The sequence below is a fragment of the Niabella insulisoli genome (assembly GCF_039652435.2).
In the GTDB taxonomy this organism is placed as follows: domain Bacteria; phylum Bacteroidota; class Bacteroidia; order Chitinophagales; family Chitinophagaceae; genus Niabella; species Niabella insulamsoli.
Map to the genome: position 1 here is coordinate 2,145,755 of NZ_CP190246.1, position 17,596 is coordinate 2,163,350.

Sequence of the window (17,596 nt, forward strand, 5' to 3'; positions counted from 1 at the left end):
TGTAAGGATAAGTTTTAAAAGGAACATTGGTTGCCAACAACAAATAAATGCAAAACCAATAATCGTTAAAATACGCGTGGTTTTATAATCTACGCATATCGGAATTTTGATGATTCAATCATATGTTTAACACTGGCTTCGTACACTATTTAGCATGGTTTGATGGCATAACACCTTTCAAATGTAAGCGAATTCCATTTGCCGCCGACTAAGGCAAGTATATGCAAAAACAAAAGATCACCTTTCCACACACATATAGCAACCCCCAGTCATCAAAAGAACGAATCAGATTTAAAAGTTTTCGCTTCCTTAAAATTAAAAACCGACCTGCAAACCCAGGTTGACAACTCGTTGATTCATATAGGCGTCGCCGGCGGTATTACTCGTAACCTCCGGATCTTGTTGGTACAAATTATAATTGTTAAACGTTAGCAAATTGTAAGCGCTCAGATAAAACCGGGCATTATTGATTTTAAAAGGCAACATTCTTGAAGGAAGCTGGTATCCCAGGTCAACTGTTTTCAATCGTACATATCGTGCATCGATCATCCAGAAGGTAGATGGATAGGCCGCCGGACTGTTAATCGAATTGGAGTTAGTAGTCAGGCGGGGGAACCTGGCGCCGTCTGGATTATCTGCCGTCCATCTCATTTGATGAATAGGCTGAAACTGGCTTTGCAAAGGCTCTATGCCGGTTCCGGTTACGTAGAAGCTGTAATTAAACGACCCCTGAAACAGAACGCTTAAACTAAACCCTTTGTAGTTGCAGCCGAGCGTAAGGCCCGCGGTGGTATTGGGCAAATTAGGTTTTCCGATCGGGCCCATATCATTTTCATCAATGATATTATCCCCGTTCAGATCCTTATATTTCAGATCTCCCGGCTGAACAGGAATGAGCGGCCTCGCACTGTTCTCAATATCGCTTTGGCTTTCATAAAATCCAAGGAACGTGTAGCCAAAAGGCTGATTGATCGGGTGACCCGTGCGCAACAACCAGGGAAAAGCCGGCGTGGCTTCATCCTGAAACAGGATACGGTTTTTTGCAAATGAGAATACGCCCGTGATATTGTATTGAAAATCCCGGATATTATTTCTGTAAGATATCTGTCCATCAAAACCCGAATTCAAAACCTCTCCCATATTAAACCGGGCCGTTCCAACGCCCAATACCTGAGAGATAGAGCCGCGCGTAATTAGCTGATCGTACCTGATGTCGCGGAAATAATCAATAGTCATCGAAATCTTGTCGTTGAGCATATTCAAATCGATACCTATGTCCAGCTTTTTCGCCTTCTCCCATGTAACGTTATTATTGCCCAGGTCGCCCTCGTAGAGTGAGGGGTAAAGTATGACGCTACTTTCGCCAAAAGGATAGCCACCGCCTTTTACATATTGCTGATTATACAAATAGCGATTTCCAAATACCACATCGGAACCTACCACCCCATAAGATCCGCGCAGCTTCAATAAATTGATCGCATTCACATGGAAAAAATTTTCATTGCTGATATTCCACCCCAGGCCCAATGCGGGGAAGAGGCCATACCGCTCGCCGGATTTAAACCGGTCGGAACCGTTGTAACCCAGGTTGAAATCCATTAAATACTTTTGAAGGTAATCGTAGCCGATCTTAAAGCTATAGCCCTGGAATTTGTTGGGAACAGCCGCATTTTTCTGATCCGTAAAACTTTGCCGGTTGAATAAAAGCAGCGAGGTAAAATGATGTGCTTTAAAAGTGCGGTCATAGTTTAAAAAGCCCTGGAGGTTGACGTTTTTATTGTAAGCGTCGGTAACGCCCACCAGCGTATATCCCGATAGTTGATACTGGCCACGCGGATCAAGCGTGTAGCTGTCATCTTCGGGGTTGTAATAGTAAGATGGTGGGGAATAGCCTTCAAAAAGCCCGCCTCTAAAGAGCTGACGGGAGGCCAGTTCGGTGCTGGCATAAGCAATCCTTCCATTAAAAGACAAACCCTTCGTGATCATATCCAGTTTTTCAACAACGCCGAACAAGACATTAAAATCACTCCTTTTATCGCGCTGGTATCCGCTGTTGGCAAGGCGCGCGTTTAGTGTGGCCAGGTTTCCCGGGTTGTAACGGTCATAAGCGTAGCTGCCGTTCGGATTGAGAAACGGCGCAGAGTAAGGCCGGATCCTTTGAAAGTTGTAGATTTCAGAGACGATGTTTTGTGCGTGTGGCTGGTTGACATCACCAAACCTGGTGGTTACATCAAGCCGTACGGAAAGGCTTTTGGAAGCTTTAATATCCAGGTTACTTCTAAAATTATAACGCCTGAAATAGTAATTATTATTTACCTCATTTCGTGGATCTGAAAAGTCTTTCAACGCTCCGTTTTGCACAAGCGCGCCTCCCGAAACAAAATATTTTATAATATCATTCCCACCCGACACGTCGACATTACTGTTTGTTTGCAGCGAAAAAGGTTTGAAGATCGCATTATACCAATTAACATCAGGATGCCCGTAAGGATCGTCGCCCGTCCTGAAATGCTCCAGGTCTTCAGATGTAAAAGGCGGGTTCAATCCGTCGTTGGTATAGGCTTCGTTTTCCAATAGTGCACTGTTATAAGCATTGAGAAATTCCAGTTTTCTAACCGGGCTCTGCAATCCGCCTTCAATTCGGGCATTGATGCGCGGCCGGCCACTGGCGCCCCTTCGCGTGGTTACAATCAGTACGCCATTAGCGCCTTTGATACCATACACCGCCGTGGTCGAAGCATCTTTTAAAATCGTGATATTTTCAATTTCGTTTACATTAATCTGTGATAATTGTTCGTATGTGTATTCGATATCATCCACGATAATCAACGGCTTATTACCATCAGGATTTAACGAGCTAATACCCCTGATAAAAAAATCGGACGCATCTCTTCCCGGCTGGCCCGATCGCTGTTGCGAGAAAAAGCCCGGCAGCCGGCCTGTCAACGCATTTTGAACATTAGCCGTAGGCACCGTGCGAATGGCTTCGGCAGAAATCGCGCTTGTCGCACCGGTGTTGGTAACCCGCTTTTTCGTTCCGTAACCCACAATTACCACTTCGTCCATACCCTGCGCATTAGACTGTAGCGTGATTTCGAGGGTAGAATCCTGGCCGGGCGTCATTTCAAATGTTAAGTATCCCACCAGCGTGAAAACGAGCGTGTGGTTTATATCTGTTCGGATGGAAAATTCGCCTTCTTCATTTGTTGTCGTTCCACCAGACGATTCCTTGATAGTGACGGAGACATTGGAGAGCGGGCCCGTCTTATCTTTTACGATCCCGGATACCTCGCGCTGCTGCCCAAAAAGGATTTCGGAAACCAGTAAACAAATAAGCAACAAATTTATACGATGCATAATAGAGCAATTAACCAGTTTAATGACTTTGTTTTGATTCTTTTTTACCATCCAGGGTTTTGATCCATATTGGGATTTTTAACTACCTCATCATACGGAATGGGATACAAATATTGCCTCGAGACAAACATGGGTTGGAAAACCCCGGCGCGTGTGTAGCTAAGTCTTCCCGAAGATCCCCTGATGATGCTCATGCCGTGAAGTGGCGTGTTGACAACGGTTTCCGCAATTTTCCATCTTCTGATATCCCAATAACGGTGTTCTTCAAAAGCCAATTCGATTCGCCTTTCATTTCTGATAGCGTCGCGCATTTGCGATTGGTTCATCCCGGCGGCAATGCCATACCGTCCATCCGCGCCGGCTTCAATACCGGCCCGCTTACGCAAATCGAATAATACCTGGTACACCTCATCGTTGGGGCCGGAAAATTCATTTTGAGCTTCGGCAAAATTTAATAGCACTTCCGCATAGCGGAAAAGGATAAAATCGTGAAACTGATCGGAAAAGTTATTCGTACTTTCAAAAGGCCCCAAGAATTTCCGCATGTAGTATCCTGTCCTGGTTTCTACATTTAAATTGCCCGGGTGGCTTCTGCCGCCTTCAAAAGTTTCGAGGCTTGTATTTAACCAGGCGTGCCCGTTATAAAGAATAGTCATTCCTAAACGTGGATCCCGGTTAGCATATGGATCGCTGATATTGTAGCCCGAGTTTTCGGCGTCAATCGCCAGGCCATTTTTCATTGGGAATGCATCCACCAGTTCCTGTGTCGGACTGGTCATGCCCGTTGCCGTACCGGGTGAATATCCTACCGGCCCGTTGGCTACTTCAAGCGCGGTGCTGCGGCCTTCCAGCCTGGCTAAAATCACTTCCTTATTGGACTTGCCATTGACGCCATCTACTGTTATAAAAATATCCGAAAATAAGGACGGGACTAATTCATATTCATTAAGATTGATTAACGCCTTAGCCGCATCAGAAGCTAGCTTCCAGCGATTGATATCTTCATTCAGGTATCCTGTTTTATCATTTCCGGATTCGATATTACCTCCGTTAAACAAAGGACTGGCCGCATATAAAAGCACGCGGGTTTTGAGCGCCAGGCAGGCGCCGCGCGTAATCGAATGATATTCGCCCGTTGCTTTAACCTGCGCAAGCGTCCGCAGGCTGTCCTTGATTGCATCGCATTCGGCCACGATATAATTGACACAGGCGTCAAAACTGTTGCGCGGTACTTTCACATCATCTCCCAACACCCACACATTGTCACCAATTAATGGCACGCCTCCGTATCGCTTCAGCAATTCAAAATACAACAACGATCTTACAAACCTTGCTTCTGCTTTATACGCGTGTTTCTTGGGAAAGGAAGGCGTGACCTTCTTATTGAGCGGCACCTGGTCGATGTTATTGATAAAAATATTTGCCTTCCGGATACCCGCATAGCAACGGCTCCAAACATTTTCCGACTCCGGTAGTGAGGAAGCGTTGTAGCCGCCGGTAGCCAATTTAAACACATCGGAACTTCCCGTCACGGAAGAGATCGCATCGTCGGAAGCAGCGTCCAGCAGATCAGAACTTACGCGATTATAACCCCGGGGAATCGTAAAATAGATCCCACTTAAATATCTTTCGGCATTGACGCCCAGCGAATCGCCGGTGTCGAAAATATAATCGATCGTAGTCAGCTCGAGCGGCACTTTTTCGATATTTTTCGCACAGGCGGATAACAGCGTTATGCATCCCAGTAAAAGCCGACCGTAACATTTGGCTGTCATATTTCTTATGTTTAACATGATCTGGTCTAAAATTTTACATTAATCCCAATATTGTACACCCTCTGCAAAGGATAAGCTCCATATCCCACTTCGGGGTCCACGCGATCGTAGGCGGCCCACGTAAACAAATTTTGCGCGTTGGCGAAAGCAGTGATGGCCGCCACTTTAAAACCTGATGTCCATTTATAAGGCAGCGTGTATTGCAGGTTTAAATTTTTAATTCGCCAATAATCGCCCGAATGCATCCAAAAACTACTGCTGCTTAAAGTGTACCCATCTCCAAATCCGCCATTCGCCTTTAAACGCGGATACGTAGCGGTAGCGGCAGTTTCCGGCGTCCACCGATTTAAAAGCTGCTCATACATCTGCCCATATACCTGCCCGTTGGCGCGGAGAATTTCTGTGTTCCAGTTGTCGATATAAAGGTTCCTGTTTTTAACGCCCTGGAATAAAACGCTGAACCCAAGCCCGCGATAATTAAATCCGGTTGTCAGCCCATAATATAAAAGTGGCTTTGTGGTGCCAATCGCCGTCAGGTCAAATTGGTCGATGACGCCATCATTATTGAGGTCTTTATATTTGATGTCGCCGGGCGCAATAGTGTACCCGGCCATTAGCGGGCCATTATCAACTTCTTCCTGCGTTTGAAAGAAGCCTTCCGCGATATATCCAAACCGGTGGTTGACCGGAAAGCCGGTTCTTTCGTTCCATGCATATTCACGCCGCTGCTCATCCATGAATACGACTTTGCTTTGCTGTAACGATGCATTTGCAGTAACGAAGTAGTTAAAGGATTTAATATGGTTTTGATAGGTAACGGCCAGTTCCGACCCGTAGAATAGATTTTTGCCAATATTTTCAGCCGGATAAGCCGTGCCCAATAATGCTATATTGCCCCCTCTCACCTGCAGCAGGTTAAAATATAAATCACGATAATAATCTGCGTTGATTAGTAAATGGTTGTTGAATAGCCCGATATCCAGGCCAACATTCAGCTTGTGCGCGTCCTCCCAACTGATCGTTTCATTAGCCAGGCCATTTTCAACCATTGCGATTTGCGCCCTCACATGGTCAATGCGCGCTATGCCGGTTTGGTCATTGCTTTGGGAATAGCTTTGGCGCCAGATAAAATATCCTGAATTGTCAACGCCATTGCCGGTGTGCGCATAATTGGCGCGCAGTTTTAGCTGGTTCAACCAGTTGGTGCGCTCCTTGATAAAAGCTTCTTCGGCGATATTCCACCCTGCGCCGGCCGCATAAAACCATCCAAATTGGCGGCCAGGCGGATAACGGTCATAACCGCTGTAATTCAACGCAGCTTCCAGCATGTATTTCTTTTTGAAATTGTACTCCCCCTTTAACATGTAATTGGTTGCCGTACCGGGAAGATCAAAATTGAGCGTCGTTCTCCTCATATCGGCCATGAGATATCCGGTAAAATCGTGGCCCTGAGGAAGCGACCGCGAGTATCCCACCTGGCCCTGGGCATACCAGTATCTGGCATTGGATATCGCATAGAAACTGTTTACCTGGGCGTCCGCACTTCCATACCTCGCATAGGTGGTATCGGAAGCATCGCCTCCTACCTGCATTTGGAACACGGGCACGCGCAGCGCGCGGTCGGTCAGTGTTGCCGATTGAACGGAAAGATTGCCATTAAATTTTGCCCAAAGGCCTTTTAGCCAGGTGTCGAAATTGTACTTTAACTCCAGGTTGGCCATGATATCTCTTTCATTGCTCATCTTATACCCCGAGTTATCAAGCTGTGCTTTTAGGTTGGTTTGAAAAGAATTATTTCCACCGAAAGACCCGTCCGGATTATAGATGGGGTAAGCGTTGGCCGGCGTACGCAACAGGTTATCTAAAATACTACTCAAAGTAGCCCCGGGCTGATTACCATCCTGAATTCTGCCAAACAATTGTACCCCTACCTGAAAATATTTGGTCACATCAATATCTACCTTAGAATTGATAAGATAGCGGTCTTGCTGGAGTGTGGCATCCGGATTTGAAATTTTGAGCAACCCCTGCTGATTCATGTAATTAAGCGAAACCATATAGCGCGCTACCCGGCCACCGCCTCCCAGGTTTAAGTTGTACCGGTAAAGCGGCGCCCTTTCTTTCATAACCTCATCATACCAATTCACATTCGGGTACCGATAAGGATTATCGCCTCGCTTATACGCCTCGAGATCTTCGGTACTATAAATGGTCTTCCGGCCTTCGTTTTGTAAAGCTTCATTCACCAGATAAGCATAGTCAAATGCATCAACAGGCCGGGGCATTTTTGTGGGCTCCTGCATCGCCACCTGGGCAGAAAATGATAGCTGCGGCGGGCCGGCTTTAGGCTTTTTTGTAGTCACCAACATGACACCTCTTGAACTTCGCTGTCCCAATGCAATAGTCGATAACCCATCTTTCAAAACAGATATGCTTTCAATGCTTTCGGGATCGAGCGAAAAAATATTTCTTTGGATCCCATCCACCACAACCACCGGCGACTGGCCTCTTAACTGCAGGCCTATTTCTGTATTATCGCTAAAAGCATTCAGCCCGGTTCGAGCCAGCACACCCGATAAATCGTTTACCGAATTGGCGTCGCTGATCGCGGAAAAGGAACGAAAGCCCTGTACCTGCTGGGTGTAAAGGCCAGGCAGCCGCCCGGCAAGAGCATAGGCGTATAAACTGGCCGGCGTAGTTGAAAGTTGAGAGGTATAGATCGTAGACACGGCGCCGATCGAAAGGTCTTTACTTTTCTTGTCGTATAACACATCAATAGTATCTACCTCTGTCATGAACTTGCGATGCATTCGAACAACCAGGACGGGCGCGCCGGCCTTAGGCCTTTGAACAACTTGGTCATAATCTTTTCCAGAAAAGAACAAGGCGCTATTGCCGTTTGCCTGAATTTCAAACGAACCGTCGTCGCCGGTAACAACGCTACGATTCGTCGATGGCTCCCTAACCTCTATTCCCGGCAGGCTGTGACCATACTCATCCACTACCCTTCCTTTCAATGTATGCTGAGTTTGGGCTGAACCGGAATAGCAAATCAGCGATTCCCAAAAAAGTAAGCATAGAAATTTGTAAATCGATTTAAACTGCAGCATAAACGTATTCAGTTATGTGTTGATAGTATAATCAGCGGACGGCTATTATTGACAATTAAAAGTGAATTTGAAAGGTTCGGATGGAGACGTGCTCCCGCCATACCCCACTTTCACCGTGCCTGAAGCATCCATTAAAAAATATTCCATCCGCTCGAGCGTTTGATTTTCTGATAATTCGAAAAATGAACGCGGCCAAAAATCAAATCGGTATTTTTTGATGCCTGAAGTGGCTTTGAAAGCATTGCGGCTTACAGCCCCACATTTATCGATCACCTGCCCGCTTGTGGTGAAGGCCTTGGCACACAGGAATATTTCGCTTTTATCGCTCAGCGGCGTTTCAAGCAGATCGCCGTCGTAGAAAATCGTTTGAATATCATTATCTGTAGCTTTCGCCAGTTCCATCATGGCAATCTGGGGATTTACAAAATCGATGAGGTCGCCCGTTCCGTTTTCGACGGTCAATTCGGCGAATTTTCCATCATGGTACTTATCATTGCCGGGCGCCGCCAGGCCGTTGGATGTATTGCCTACAAAATAGCCCAGGTTGACCAGCATGTTTTGTTCTCCAACGGTTGTCACAACCTTCACTTCAAAAGTGATGCTCTGGTTGACGTCGTATGTCTTTGTTGAGCGGAAAACTACCCATTCCAAATCGTTGATCAAGTTGCCCATTAGGGCGTACCGCTGGTCCTGCATCAAAGCATCGGCCCAGGGCAGCTGGGTTGTTGTTTCCCTTTCGGAAGCAGGCATCAGGCTCATTTTTTCATTATTCGCACTTAAAGCCGTACAGGTATAAAACACCGATGTAGTGCTGGAAGCGTTCCAGGCCTTAGGCACTAAAAATCCAACAACAAGAGTTTTCGCCAGATTGGTTCCGGCCGCGTCCACCTTGCAGTTCACCATTGTGGTAAGTGTTTCCCCGGCGTTGATCACCGAAGGTTGTTCTACGCCCACAATATCCGTGCTGCACGCAACGATAAAACCGAGCAAAATCGCCACGATCAATAGTTTCCGGAGATTTTTTCTTTTAAAGAATTTTTCTTTCATATATAACATTGAAATGTTTGTCATTTATTTTACTGCCTCAAGCGCGTATTGATAGGTATTTGCCGTACAGCCCGGAGAGCCGGTTAAAATAATCTGCCGTGCTCCGCCCACAACCGGATAATTAAATTCGTTGATAATCGTTTGGGAAGTATTTGCCTGCGTGAAAGAAATACGTAAAGGATGCGTGGGGTCGTCAAGCGACCAGGAGCCATTTTGAGAAACTATAAATGGGACAGGATTATTGATCGTATAACTTCCATCCTGCCTGAACTCAATATTAAATCCGGTAAAGTCAAAAAAATTCGTAATGTCCACTCCATTCCTGGAAACGCTTACAATCTTCCAGCTTCCAGCAATATTTTTAGCTGCTTCGGGAATAGCACGGGTGGTTTCTTTGGTGCAGGAGTAGACGAGCCCGGCCACCACAAAAAATGCAGCGATTAATGCAGCGTATCGATATTGTTTCATCATCAGGCGTAACATTTAAGAATGAAAAAAAAATGTTCCTCAATTGGCCGTACTCCAATACGGGTTTTGTATAAGAAATTCAGATTTTGCGATCTCACTTTGAGGAATCGGAAACAGATACATAGCGTTGCGAAAGTTCCTCTTTCGGACATTGAAGGTTTCGAACATGGCCTGGCTGTCCCCGTTACGGACTACTTTCATACCATGCATTGTATTGTTCTCAGTTTCGTCCGCAATCATCCAACGGCGTACGTCCCAAAACCAGTGTTCTTCAAAAGCGAGCTCAATTCTTCTTTCGTTTCTAATAATAGCACGCATTTCCTCCTTCGACATACCAGCTTCGAGGCCATACATTTCATCTGCGCCCGCTGAAATGCCCGCTCTTTTCCTGATGGCAATTACAGCATCATAGACATCCGGCGTGGGCCCGAGATATTCGTTTTCAGCCTCAGCAAAATCAAGATATATTTCTCCCAGGCGAATCAAAGGCCAGCAGCGCTCTGTGCCATGAATACAGTTCCCGGCAATATCTGGCTTCAGCATTTTGTTCACATAGTAACCGGTTGTCGTTCTTTTAAACACGGCGTCGGCACCCGCATTCTCATATAATTTCAAGGGCTGACCCATAATCGGCTGGATAAAATCTGTATATAAAACGATAAGCGAGGAGTCGTGCATGATGGTATGTTCAAGCCTCGGATCGCGATTGTCGTAGGGGCGGTTAGGATTGTAGCCGGATTGCTCATCAGCGATTCTTTTTCCATTTTTCATTAAGAAAGCATCAACAAGCTCCTGGTACGGATACGCCCCAAAACCATTGCCTCCGCGGCTTGGGGGCATCCAGCAGGTTTCGAAATCACGTGTTCCTACCTGCATGCGTGCGAAAAGATACTCGTTGTTCACCCGGCGGTAAAACAAATCCCGGAAAGGTTCGATGGTTACACCGGCCACCTGGCTGGTGGTATTATAAAGCTGAAAAGTGCCGAGAGACAGCACAACACGAGCGGCGTCTGCAGCAGCTTTCCACCGTTCGGTATTCGGAGCTACATAACCTATTATTGACCGCAACGGTTCGCTTACCCCCTCATTGAAGGCATTTTCCCCGTTAAAAAGCGGACTGGCTGCATATAACAATACTCTTGCTTTAAGCGCCAGGCAGGCGCCCGCGCCGGCACGGCCGTATTCGAGGCCCTGCTGCCGAACCGGAAGTTCCAGCGCAGCTTTATCGCACTCCGATGTTATATAATCGACACATGCTGCGAAGCTGCTTCGATTGGCTGCTATTTTATCCTGATCGGTGAAAATGCTGTCGCCAATTAAAGGCACGCCGCCATAATGCTTTAATAACGTAAAATAATACCAGGCCCTTAAAAACCTGGCTTCGGCTGCCGTTCTCTTTTTCAAATAATCATCAAAAGGCAGGTTGGCGCTGTGTTTTAAATAAACGTTCACCGCCCGGATCTGCGAATAACAAGTGCTCCATGCATCGCCTGTAACGGTGGCCGGAGTAATGGATCCATCAGCAAAACCTGTCGACGTGGCTGCCACGCCCACCCGGGGCACATCCGCTTCGGAGGAAGCAGCATCTAGCCCGCCGTTATTATTAAAGCGCGTGGGACTAAAACTAAAGCCCACATTTGAATATATATTATTCAGAAAGCTGATCGCGTAGGCACTATCCTTAAATACCGTTTCCTCATTGAGATTAGTAGTGGTGGTCTCCTCCAAAAATTTATTTTTGGAGCAACTGGCCAGCGCTGCGCATAAGATAATAGCAAAAACAGCCGGTTGTAAGCACAGCTTTGCATGGTTATATCGCTTCATATTAAAGAATCGTTTATCGTTGTTCCTGTATTTATAGTACCCTGTCGGGAACTTTACCTCCATGTCAGCCTAATTAATATTTTGAAGAGAAGTAGGAATCCCGTGAGTATTTCGCGCTTCTACTTTAATATGATACCTTCAACAAAGAATGGTGTTGACTAACTTAATTTGGAAACCCGGGTAGAGGGGAGCGTAAGCTGCGGTGACTACTATAAAGTGCATATCCTTTTTATGAAATTCTATGTATTCCTCTTTCTGACCTCTGCTTTACTGTTTTCAAATATTGCCGATGCTCAAAAAACCTATTTTGTAGACGGTTACCACGGCGGTGTATATGGCCATTATCCCGATGACTTTACGGCTTTTATCATAAAACATCTGGAAGAAAAAAAAGACTGGAAAGTAAACCTGGAAATAGAACCGGAAACTTGGGACAGCGTAATGCTCAACTACCCGCAATCTTATAAAGCGTTTAAGAATCTCTATACCCAGCAGGATCCGGACAACAGCCGCATCGAATTTGTGAATCCTGCCTATGGCCAAAGTTATTTTTTTAATATTTCAGGGGAAAGTATGATCCGCCATTTTGAATATGGCATCAAAAAAATGCGGGAACATTTCCCCGGTGTAAAGTTTGACACTTATTCATCTGAAGAGCCCTGCTTCACCAGCGCTCTGCCAATGATCCTAAAATCTTTTGGCTTCAAATATGCCGTTCTTAAAAATCCTAACACATGCTGGGGTGGCTACACGAGGGCTTTTGGAAATGAAATACTGAATTGGGTGGCGCCCGATGGTACAAAAATGCCGACAGTGCCGAGGTATAGTTCTGAAGGATTGGTAACTTTCTCTACCTGGCAGACCGACGCCTGGACGAACTCAGCTCATTTTTTTAATGCGGCCCGAAAACAGGGCATTAAAAATCCGGTGGGTATGTGCCTTCAGGACGCCGGATGGCGAACGGGCCCGTGGTTACACAATCGGCAGGGCAACACCAATTATACTACCTGGTCTCAATATTTTTCAAAGATCGCCGGCAAGCCCGACATGGATTGGCGATTGAGCCAGGAAGATATACAGGTGAGTTTGGTGTGGGGCTCTCAAAAACTTCAACAAATTTCCCAGTGGGTGCGCATCGCGGAACAGCGGCTGGTGCAGGCAGAAAAACTATGCACGCTGGCGCAGATATACGGTTCTTATCAGCGGCCTTCTGCCATGATTGATGAAGCCTGGCGCAACCTGCTGCTGGCGCAGCATCACGACTGCTGGATAGTTCCGCTGCATTGGTATGACAGGGCTATGAAATGGCTTGCAAAAGCAAATCAACTTTCAGATCAGATTATCGAGGCAAGCCAGAAATCACTCATCCGGGATAATAAAAACCACATCACGATTATTAATACAACTGCCAAAGAAAGAAGCGAAACCGCTCTTACAAAAATGCCGTATAAACAAGCCTCACAGATTGAAGCCTTAACCGACAAAAACGGGAAGCGCATTCCTTTTCAGCTAGGAACTGTTGATAAAAATAACCAGGTGGAGGTTTTGTTTAAGGCCAAGGTTGCTGCAACTGGTATAGCCACTTACAATATCGTTTACAACCAGGTAGCGCCTGGGCCACGAAAACAAAAGAAGGAATACATTGCGCGCAGTTCTATTTTGCTGGAAACTGACTTATATCAATTGTTGCTCAATAAAAATACGGGCGCCATTCAAAGCCTTGTCTGTAAAAAAAACAATAAAGAACTGATAGACGCAAGCGCACAACGGGCTTTTAACGGGATTGGCGGCCAATTTTATGATCAGGGCAAACGGATCGCATCAACAGACCAAAAAAATGAAATAAGCATCGTCGAAGATGGACCGGTTCGAAAAAAAGTGATTATCTCCGGGAAGCTGGGCTTGCATCGATTTAACCAGACGATCACATTGGCTCATGGCGAGCCAAGGATAGATTTTGAGACGATCATTCACTGGTCGCGAAACCAAGGCATAGGCGATGCGCACGCACAACATGAGGGCTACAATAGTAAAGACCGCTACAAAGCATTTTATGTCGATACATCAAAACTGTCAGTCGCTTTTCCGGTCAACCTCCGGAATGCAGAGCTGTTTAAAGATGCGCCTTTCGATGTGACAAAAAGCGGGTTAACCCATACTTTTTTTAACCGATGGGACGACATCAAAAATAATGTTGTTTATCGCTGGATTGATCTTTACGACAGTGTAAATAATAGTGGCATTGCTTTTTTCACCGACCATACGAGCAGCTATTCCCACGGCGCACGATATCCGCTTTCGCTCACCCTTGCTTATAGCGGAAAAGGATTATGGGACGCCAACTACCGGCTAAAAGACTCATCCAGCCTACGGTATAGTATGCTCCCACACGATGGCGACTGGAGACAAGCGGATCTTAATGCGCAGGCACTTAAAATAGGCGAACCACTGTTGACGGTTTTAGGCAGCCCCCAAAGAAAAATAAATGGCATCTTAGACCTGTCAGCTACCGGGCTTGAACTTACAGCATGCAACCTGAAAAGCGATACGCTGACAGCGAGGTTTTATAATGCTGCCGCTAACAAAGTAGCTCAACGGATTCAACTTAATATAGCTTCCCGGTCGGTGTCATGGGTTGCGCTAAACGGCGTTAAAGAATCTGACGCGATCATCCGCAGCGGGCATATTGTCGCCCGCATCCCTCCATTCGGCGTTCGCACGCTTCAGATCATCTTAAAATAGATGGATTAATATATCTTAAAAATAAATGTCTTGAAATTTTATATAATTATACTTCATTCGCTGCTTTTCATCGCGCAGGCATCAGGCCAGTCGGCATCCGTTCAAACTGTAAAACCCTGGAAAGCGCAATGGATCAGCACGGCTCATATTTCCGGCGATGGAAAGGATTACGGCGTTTATTATTTCCGCAAAGCGGTACAACTCGATCAACAGCCTGCCTCATTCGTCGTGTATGTGTCGGCCGATAACGGCTACAAACTTTTTGTGAATGGCCAAATGGTTTCTGTAGGCCCCGCAAAAGGAAGTTTTTATAATTGGAATTACGAGACGCTCGACCTCGCGCCGTTTATGAAGAAAGGGCACAACAGTGTAGCCGCAATGGTTTGGAACGAAGCCAACAACCGCCCGGAGTGGCAGCTTTCGCTACGGACTGCTTTTATTGTACAGGGCGCTTCGGAGCAAGCGTCCATACTCAACACGGATGCCAGTTGGAAGAGCATCCGGGACAGGTCATTCCTTCCATTGTGGGGAGGCTTTGTGGCCATTCACGGCCAATTTGTCGATATGCGAAAAAACGCAGGCGATTGGTGGCGCACCGACTTTGACGATCGGGGCTGGCCCGCAGCAGCGGCTCTGTTTGGCGGCCAGCCTAAAGGGCTTTCTGATGGCTTCGGTTATATGCTGGTACCATCGCCACTTCCTGCAAGGGAAATGACGTTTCAACCGATCACATCCATCCGGGATTATACGGGTTTTGAAAACACACACACCGAGCCGAAGGGCTTTCCGATGACAATACCTGCATACCAGACCGTTTCCCTTTTGCTCGATCAGACCTTTGAGACAAATGCATTTCCAACGCTGAAGTTTAGCGGTGGAAAAAATGCTGGCATTTCAATGTCCTATGCCGAATCGCTATATGATGAAGTTGAGGGCCGCGGCTCCGGAAAATCTAATCGCGACGTAATCAAAGGAAAAATATTTCGGGGCTTGAAAGATAGTTTGATATCCAATGGCGAAAAGCTTCAATCTTTTACACCTTTTCATTACCGGACGTTCCGTTATCTGCGTTTGATTGTTCAAACACAGGAAGATCCCCTCACAATCGACAGCCTTTATGGCACTTTCACCGGATATCCGTTCAGGCAAGCGGCAACGATCCAAACCGATAATGCGGAAATTCAAAAAATTCTCGATATCGGCTGGCGGACGGCTCGGCTTAATGCTTATGATACTTACATGGACTGCCCCTATTATGAACAACTTCAATATATCGGCGACACGCGCATCCAGGCGATGGTATCCTATTATTACAGTGGCGACGATCGCCTCGCCCGTTATGCGCTCGACCTGATGGATGCGTCGCGCTTACCGGAGGGCGTGACCTTGAGCCGATACCCCACCCGGACAACCCAGGTAATTTCTACTTTTTCGCTTTGGTACATCGGCATGCTGTTCGACTATTGGATGTATCGAAATGACGCGGAATTTTTGAAAGATAAGTTAACCGGCATGCGCGCAATTCTTGACTTTTTTAGCAGGTATCAGCAGGCTGACGGTTCCTTAAAAAATCTACCTTACTGGACATTTGTGGACTGGTCACCAGGAAAAGGCTGGTCTATGGGCGCGCCTCCAAAGGGTGCGGATGGCGGCTCCGCGGTATTTGACCTTCAGCTGTTGAGCGCTTTTCAATGGGCCGCACAAATGGAGGCAGCCATGGGATCTGATGCTCATGCATCGGCCTATCGCGCAAAAGCAGCCCAGCTAAAGAAAACGATCCATAAAAAATATTGGGATAGTAAACGGGAACTGTATGCGGATACCGGTGAGCGAATTAATTTTTCGCAACATGCGAATGCGCTCGCCGTCTTGACGGGGTTGGTCGATCAACAAACGATGCCCGCCTTTTGCCGCAGGTTGCTAGCGGATAAAACGCTGACCCAATGCACGATTTATTTCAAATATTATTTACATCAGGCGCTGGTAAAAGGAGGCCTTGGAAATGATTATATCAATTGGCTCGACGTTTGGCGCGATAATATCAAAATGGGATTAACGACCTGGGCGGAAGAACCTGACCTGTTTAAAACCCGCTCCGATTGCCATGCCTGGGGAAGCAGTCCCAACATTGAATTTTTCAGGACTGTGTTAGGGTTCGATACCGACGCACCAGGTTTTAGCAAAATAAAAGTGCAACCGCATTTGGGGCAGATGACGAAAGTGAGCGGCTCCATGCCGCATCCCCATGGAACGATCACCGCTTCTTATAAACTAAAAGGAAGCCAATGGCAGATCAATATCAGTCTCCCACCCACTACTTCCGGCACTTTAGTTTGGAAAAATAAAGCATATCCATTGGTGAGCGGCTCCAACAGCTTTTCGTTGTGACCATTTAATTATATGGCTTAGGCGAGCGCGCCGATAATCAGCGCGTTTTCGCCCAGCCGCGCGAGTTGAATCGGAACACGGATTTTATGCCTGAGAAGGTAAGCCTCCAGCTGGGGCAGAAAGTAGCCAGATGCTTTTGCTATATTTCCTCCAAGAATAATCCGATCGGGATGGTCTTCCTCAACACAAATAACCAGGAATGCGCCCAGGTTAGCAGCAAACTCAGAAAAAATTTTCTGCACAGCCGGATCCGATGCATGCAACGAAACAAGTTCTTTAACCCCCTTAACTTTTTTTCCTGAAAGTTGAAAATATCGTTGCACAAACCATCTCGTAGAAATATAGTCTTCAGCAATGCCTTCACCAAAAGGCATACACCAGCGGTTCACATCAACAGCCGCCTTATTTTTATAAAGAGCGGCGCCTAAACCTGTTCCCAACGTCAGGCCCGTCACTGTGTTGCAAGTTGCTCCATCCATTATTGAAACTTCGCCTTTTAAAAAACAGCCCGCATCATTTGAAAAACCAACACAGGCTGCTGGTATGGCTAAACGGAATGAAAGGGCCTCTTTTATATTCATGCCATAGAGCGATTCATATTTATGATTGCCTTTGATCAGGCTAATGCCCTGCTCATAGTCGAACGGGCCGGGCATCGCTATTCCGATGCGATCGAAATGGTCTTCGTAACCTTTTACTGATTTCCGGAGCGTATTAATCCAGGTGTCCATAATAGCATCGGCAGCCCCACCGGCATTGACAAAACTTCTGACCTGCGTTCCGGGTATAATACATCTTTGTTGCAGATCTACCAACGCAGACGCGATATGAGAGCCGCCAATATCCACGCCTAATCCTAATATTTTATTATTTATCCGTTTCAAA

Annotated in this window: 9 protein-coding genes; 2 read left to right on the forward strand and 7 right to left on the reverse strand. The window is 46.4% G+C overall.

Annotated features, from left to right (window positions below; genetic code table 11):
• Positions 1–315 precede the first annotated feature (315 nt).
• The 6 genes from ABDK00_RS09050 to ABDK00_RS09075 all read right to left on the reverse strand — a co-directional run bounded on the left by ABDK00_RS09050 (position 316) and on the right by ABDK00_RS09075 (position 11,644).
• Positions 316–3,357: a TonB-dependent receptor gene (locus ABDK00_RS09050; protein WP_346238366.1), complete on the reverse strand. Its 3,042-nt coding sequence runs from the start codon at positions 3,355–3,357 to the stop codon at positions 316–318.
• 44 nt (positions 3,358–3,401) lie between these two features.
• Entirely contained in the window at positions 3,402–5,132 is a 1,731-nt protein-coding gene (locus tag ABDK00_RS09055) for a RagB/SusD family nutrient uptake outer membrane protein (RefSeq protein ID WP_346238365.1), read from the reverse strand.
• A gap of 26 nt (positions 5,133–5,158) precedes the next feature.
• Entirely contained in the window at positions 5,159–8,149 is a 2,991-nt protein-coding gene (locus ABDK00_RS09060) for a SusC/RagA family TonB-linked outer membrane protein (protein WP_346238364.1), read from the reverse strand.
• 138 nt (positions 8,150–8,287) lie between these two features.
• A complete protein-coding gene (locus tag ABDK00_RS09065; protein ID WP_346238363.1) occupies positions 8,288–9,289 on the reverse strand; it encodes a DUF4961 domain-containing protein in 1,002 nt (333 codons plus the stop codon).
• 24 nt (positions 9,290–9,313) lie between these two features.
• Entirely contained in the window at positions 9,314–9,760 is a 447-nt protein-coding gene (locus tag ABDK00_RS09070; RefSeq protein ID WP_346238362.1) for a DUF5004 domain-containing protein, read from the reverse strand.
• 36 nt (positions 9,761–9,796) lie between these two features.
• On the reverse strand, positions 9,797–11,644 hold the full coding sequence (locus ABDK00_RS09075; protein ID WP_346238361.1) for a RagB/SusD family nutrient uptake outer membrane protein: 1,848 nt from the start codon (positions 11,642–11,644) through the stop codon (positions 9,797–9,799).
• Positions 11,645–11,812: 168 nt separating this feature from the next.
• Between ABDK00_RS09075 and ABDK00_RS09080 the strand changes: the two genes are divergently transcribed.
• Both ABDK00_RS09080 and ABDK00_RS09085 read left to right on the forward strand, forming a co-directional pair.
• A complete protein-coding gene (locus tag ABDK00_RS09080) occupies positions 11,813–14,323 on the forward strand; it encodes a glycoside hydrolase family 38 C-terminal domain-containing protein (RefSeq protein ID WP_346238360.1) in 2,511 nt (836 codons plus the stop codon).
• A 30-nt stretch (positions 14,324–14,353) separates the two neighbouring features.
• Positions 14,354–16,711, forward strand: coding sequence for an alpha-L-rhamnosidase N-terminal domain-containing protein (locus tag ABDK00_RS09085; protein ID WP_346238359.1), 2,358 nt, complete (start codon positions 14,354–14,356; stop codon positions 16,709–16,711).
• A gap of 17 nt (positions 16,712–16,728) precedes the next feature.
• On the opposite strand, the gene ABDK00_RS09090 is transcribed toward ABDK00_RS09085, so the two are convergent.
• Entirely contained in the window at positions 16,729–17,595 is an 867-nt protein-coding gene (locus ABDK00_RS09090; RefSeq protein ID WP_346238358.1) for an ROK family protein, read from the reverse strand.
• Between the last annotated feature and the right edge of the window lies 1 nt (position 17,596).

Coding starts and splice junctions, on each gene's coding strand:
- ABDK00_RS09050 (WP_346238366.1), bottom strand. CDS start 3,357: ATGCATCGTATAAATTTGTTGCTTATTTGTTTACTGGTTTCCGAAATC.
- ABDK00_RS09055 (WP_346238365.1), bottom strand. CDS start 5,132: ATGACAGCCAAATGTTACGGTCGGCTTTTACTGGGATGCATAACGCTG.
- ABDK00_RS09065 (WP_346238363.1), bottom strand. CDS start 9,289: ATGAAAGAAAAATTCTTTAAAAGAAAAAATCTCCGGAAACTATTGATC.
- ABDK00_RS09070 (WP_346238362.1), bottom strand. CDS start 9,760: ATGATGAAACAATATCGATACGCTGCATTAATCGCTGCATTTTTTGTG.
- ABDK00_RS09075 (WP_346238361.1), bottom strand. CDS start 11,644: ATGGAGGTAAAGTTCCCGACAGGGTACTATAAATACAGGAACAACGAT.
- ABDK00_RS09080 (WP_346238360.1), top strand. CDS start 11,813: ATGAAATTCTATGTATTCCTCTTTCTGACCTCTGCTTTACTGTTTTCA.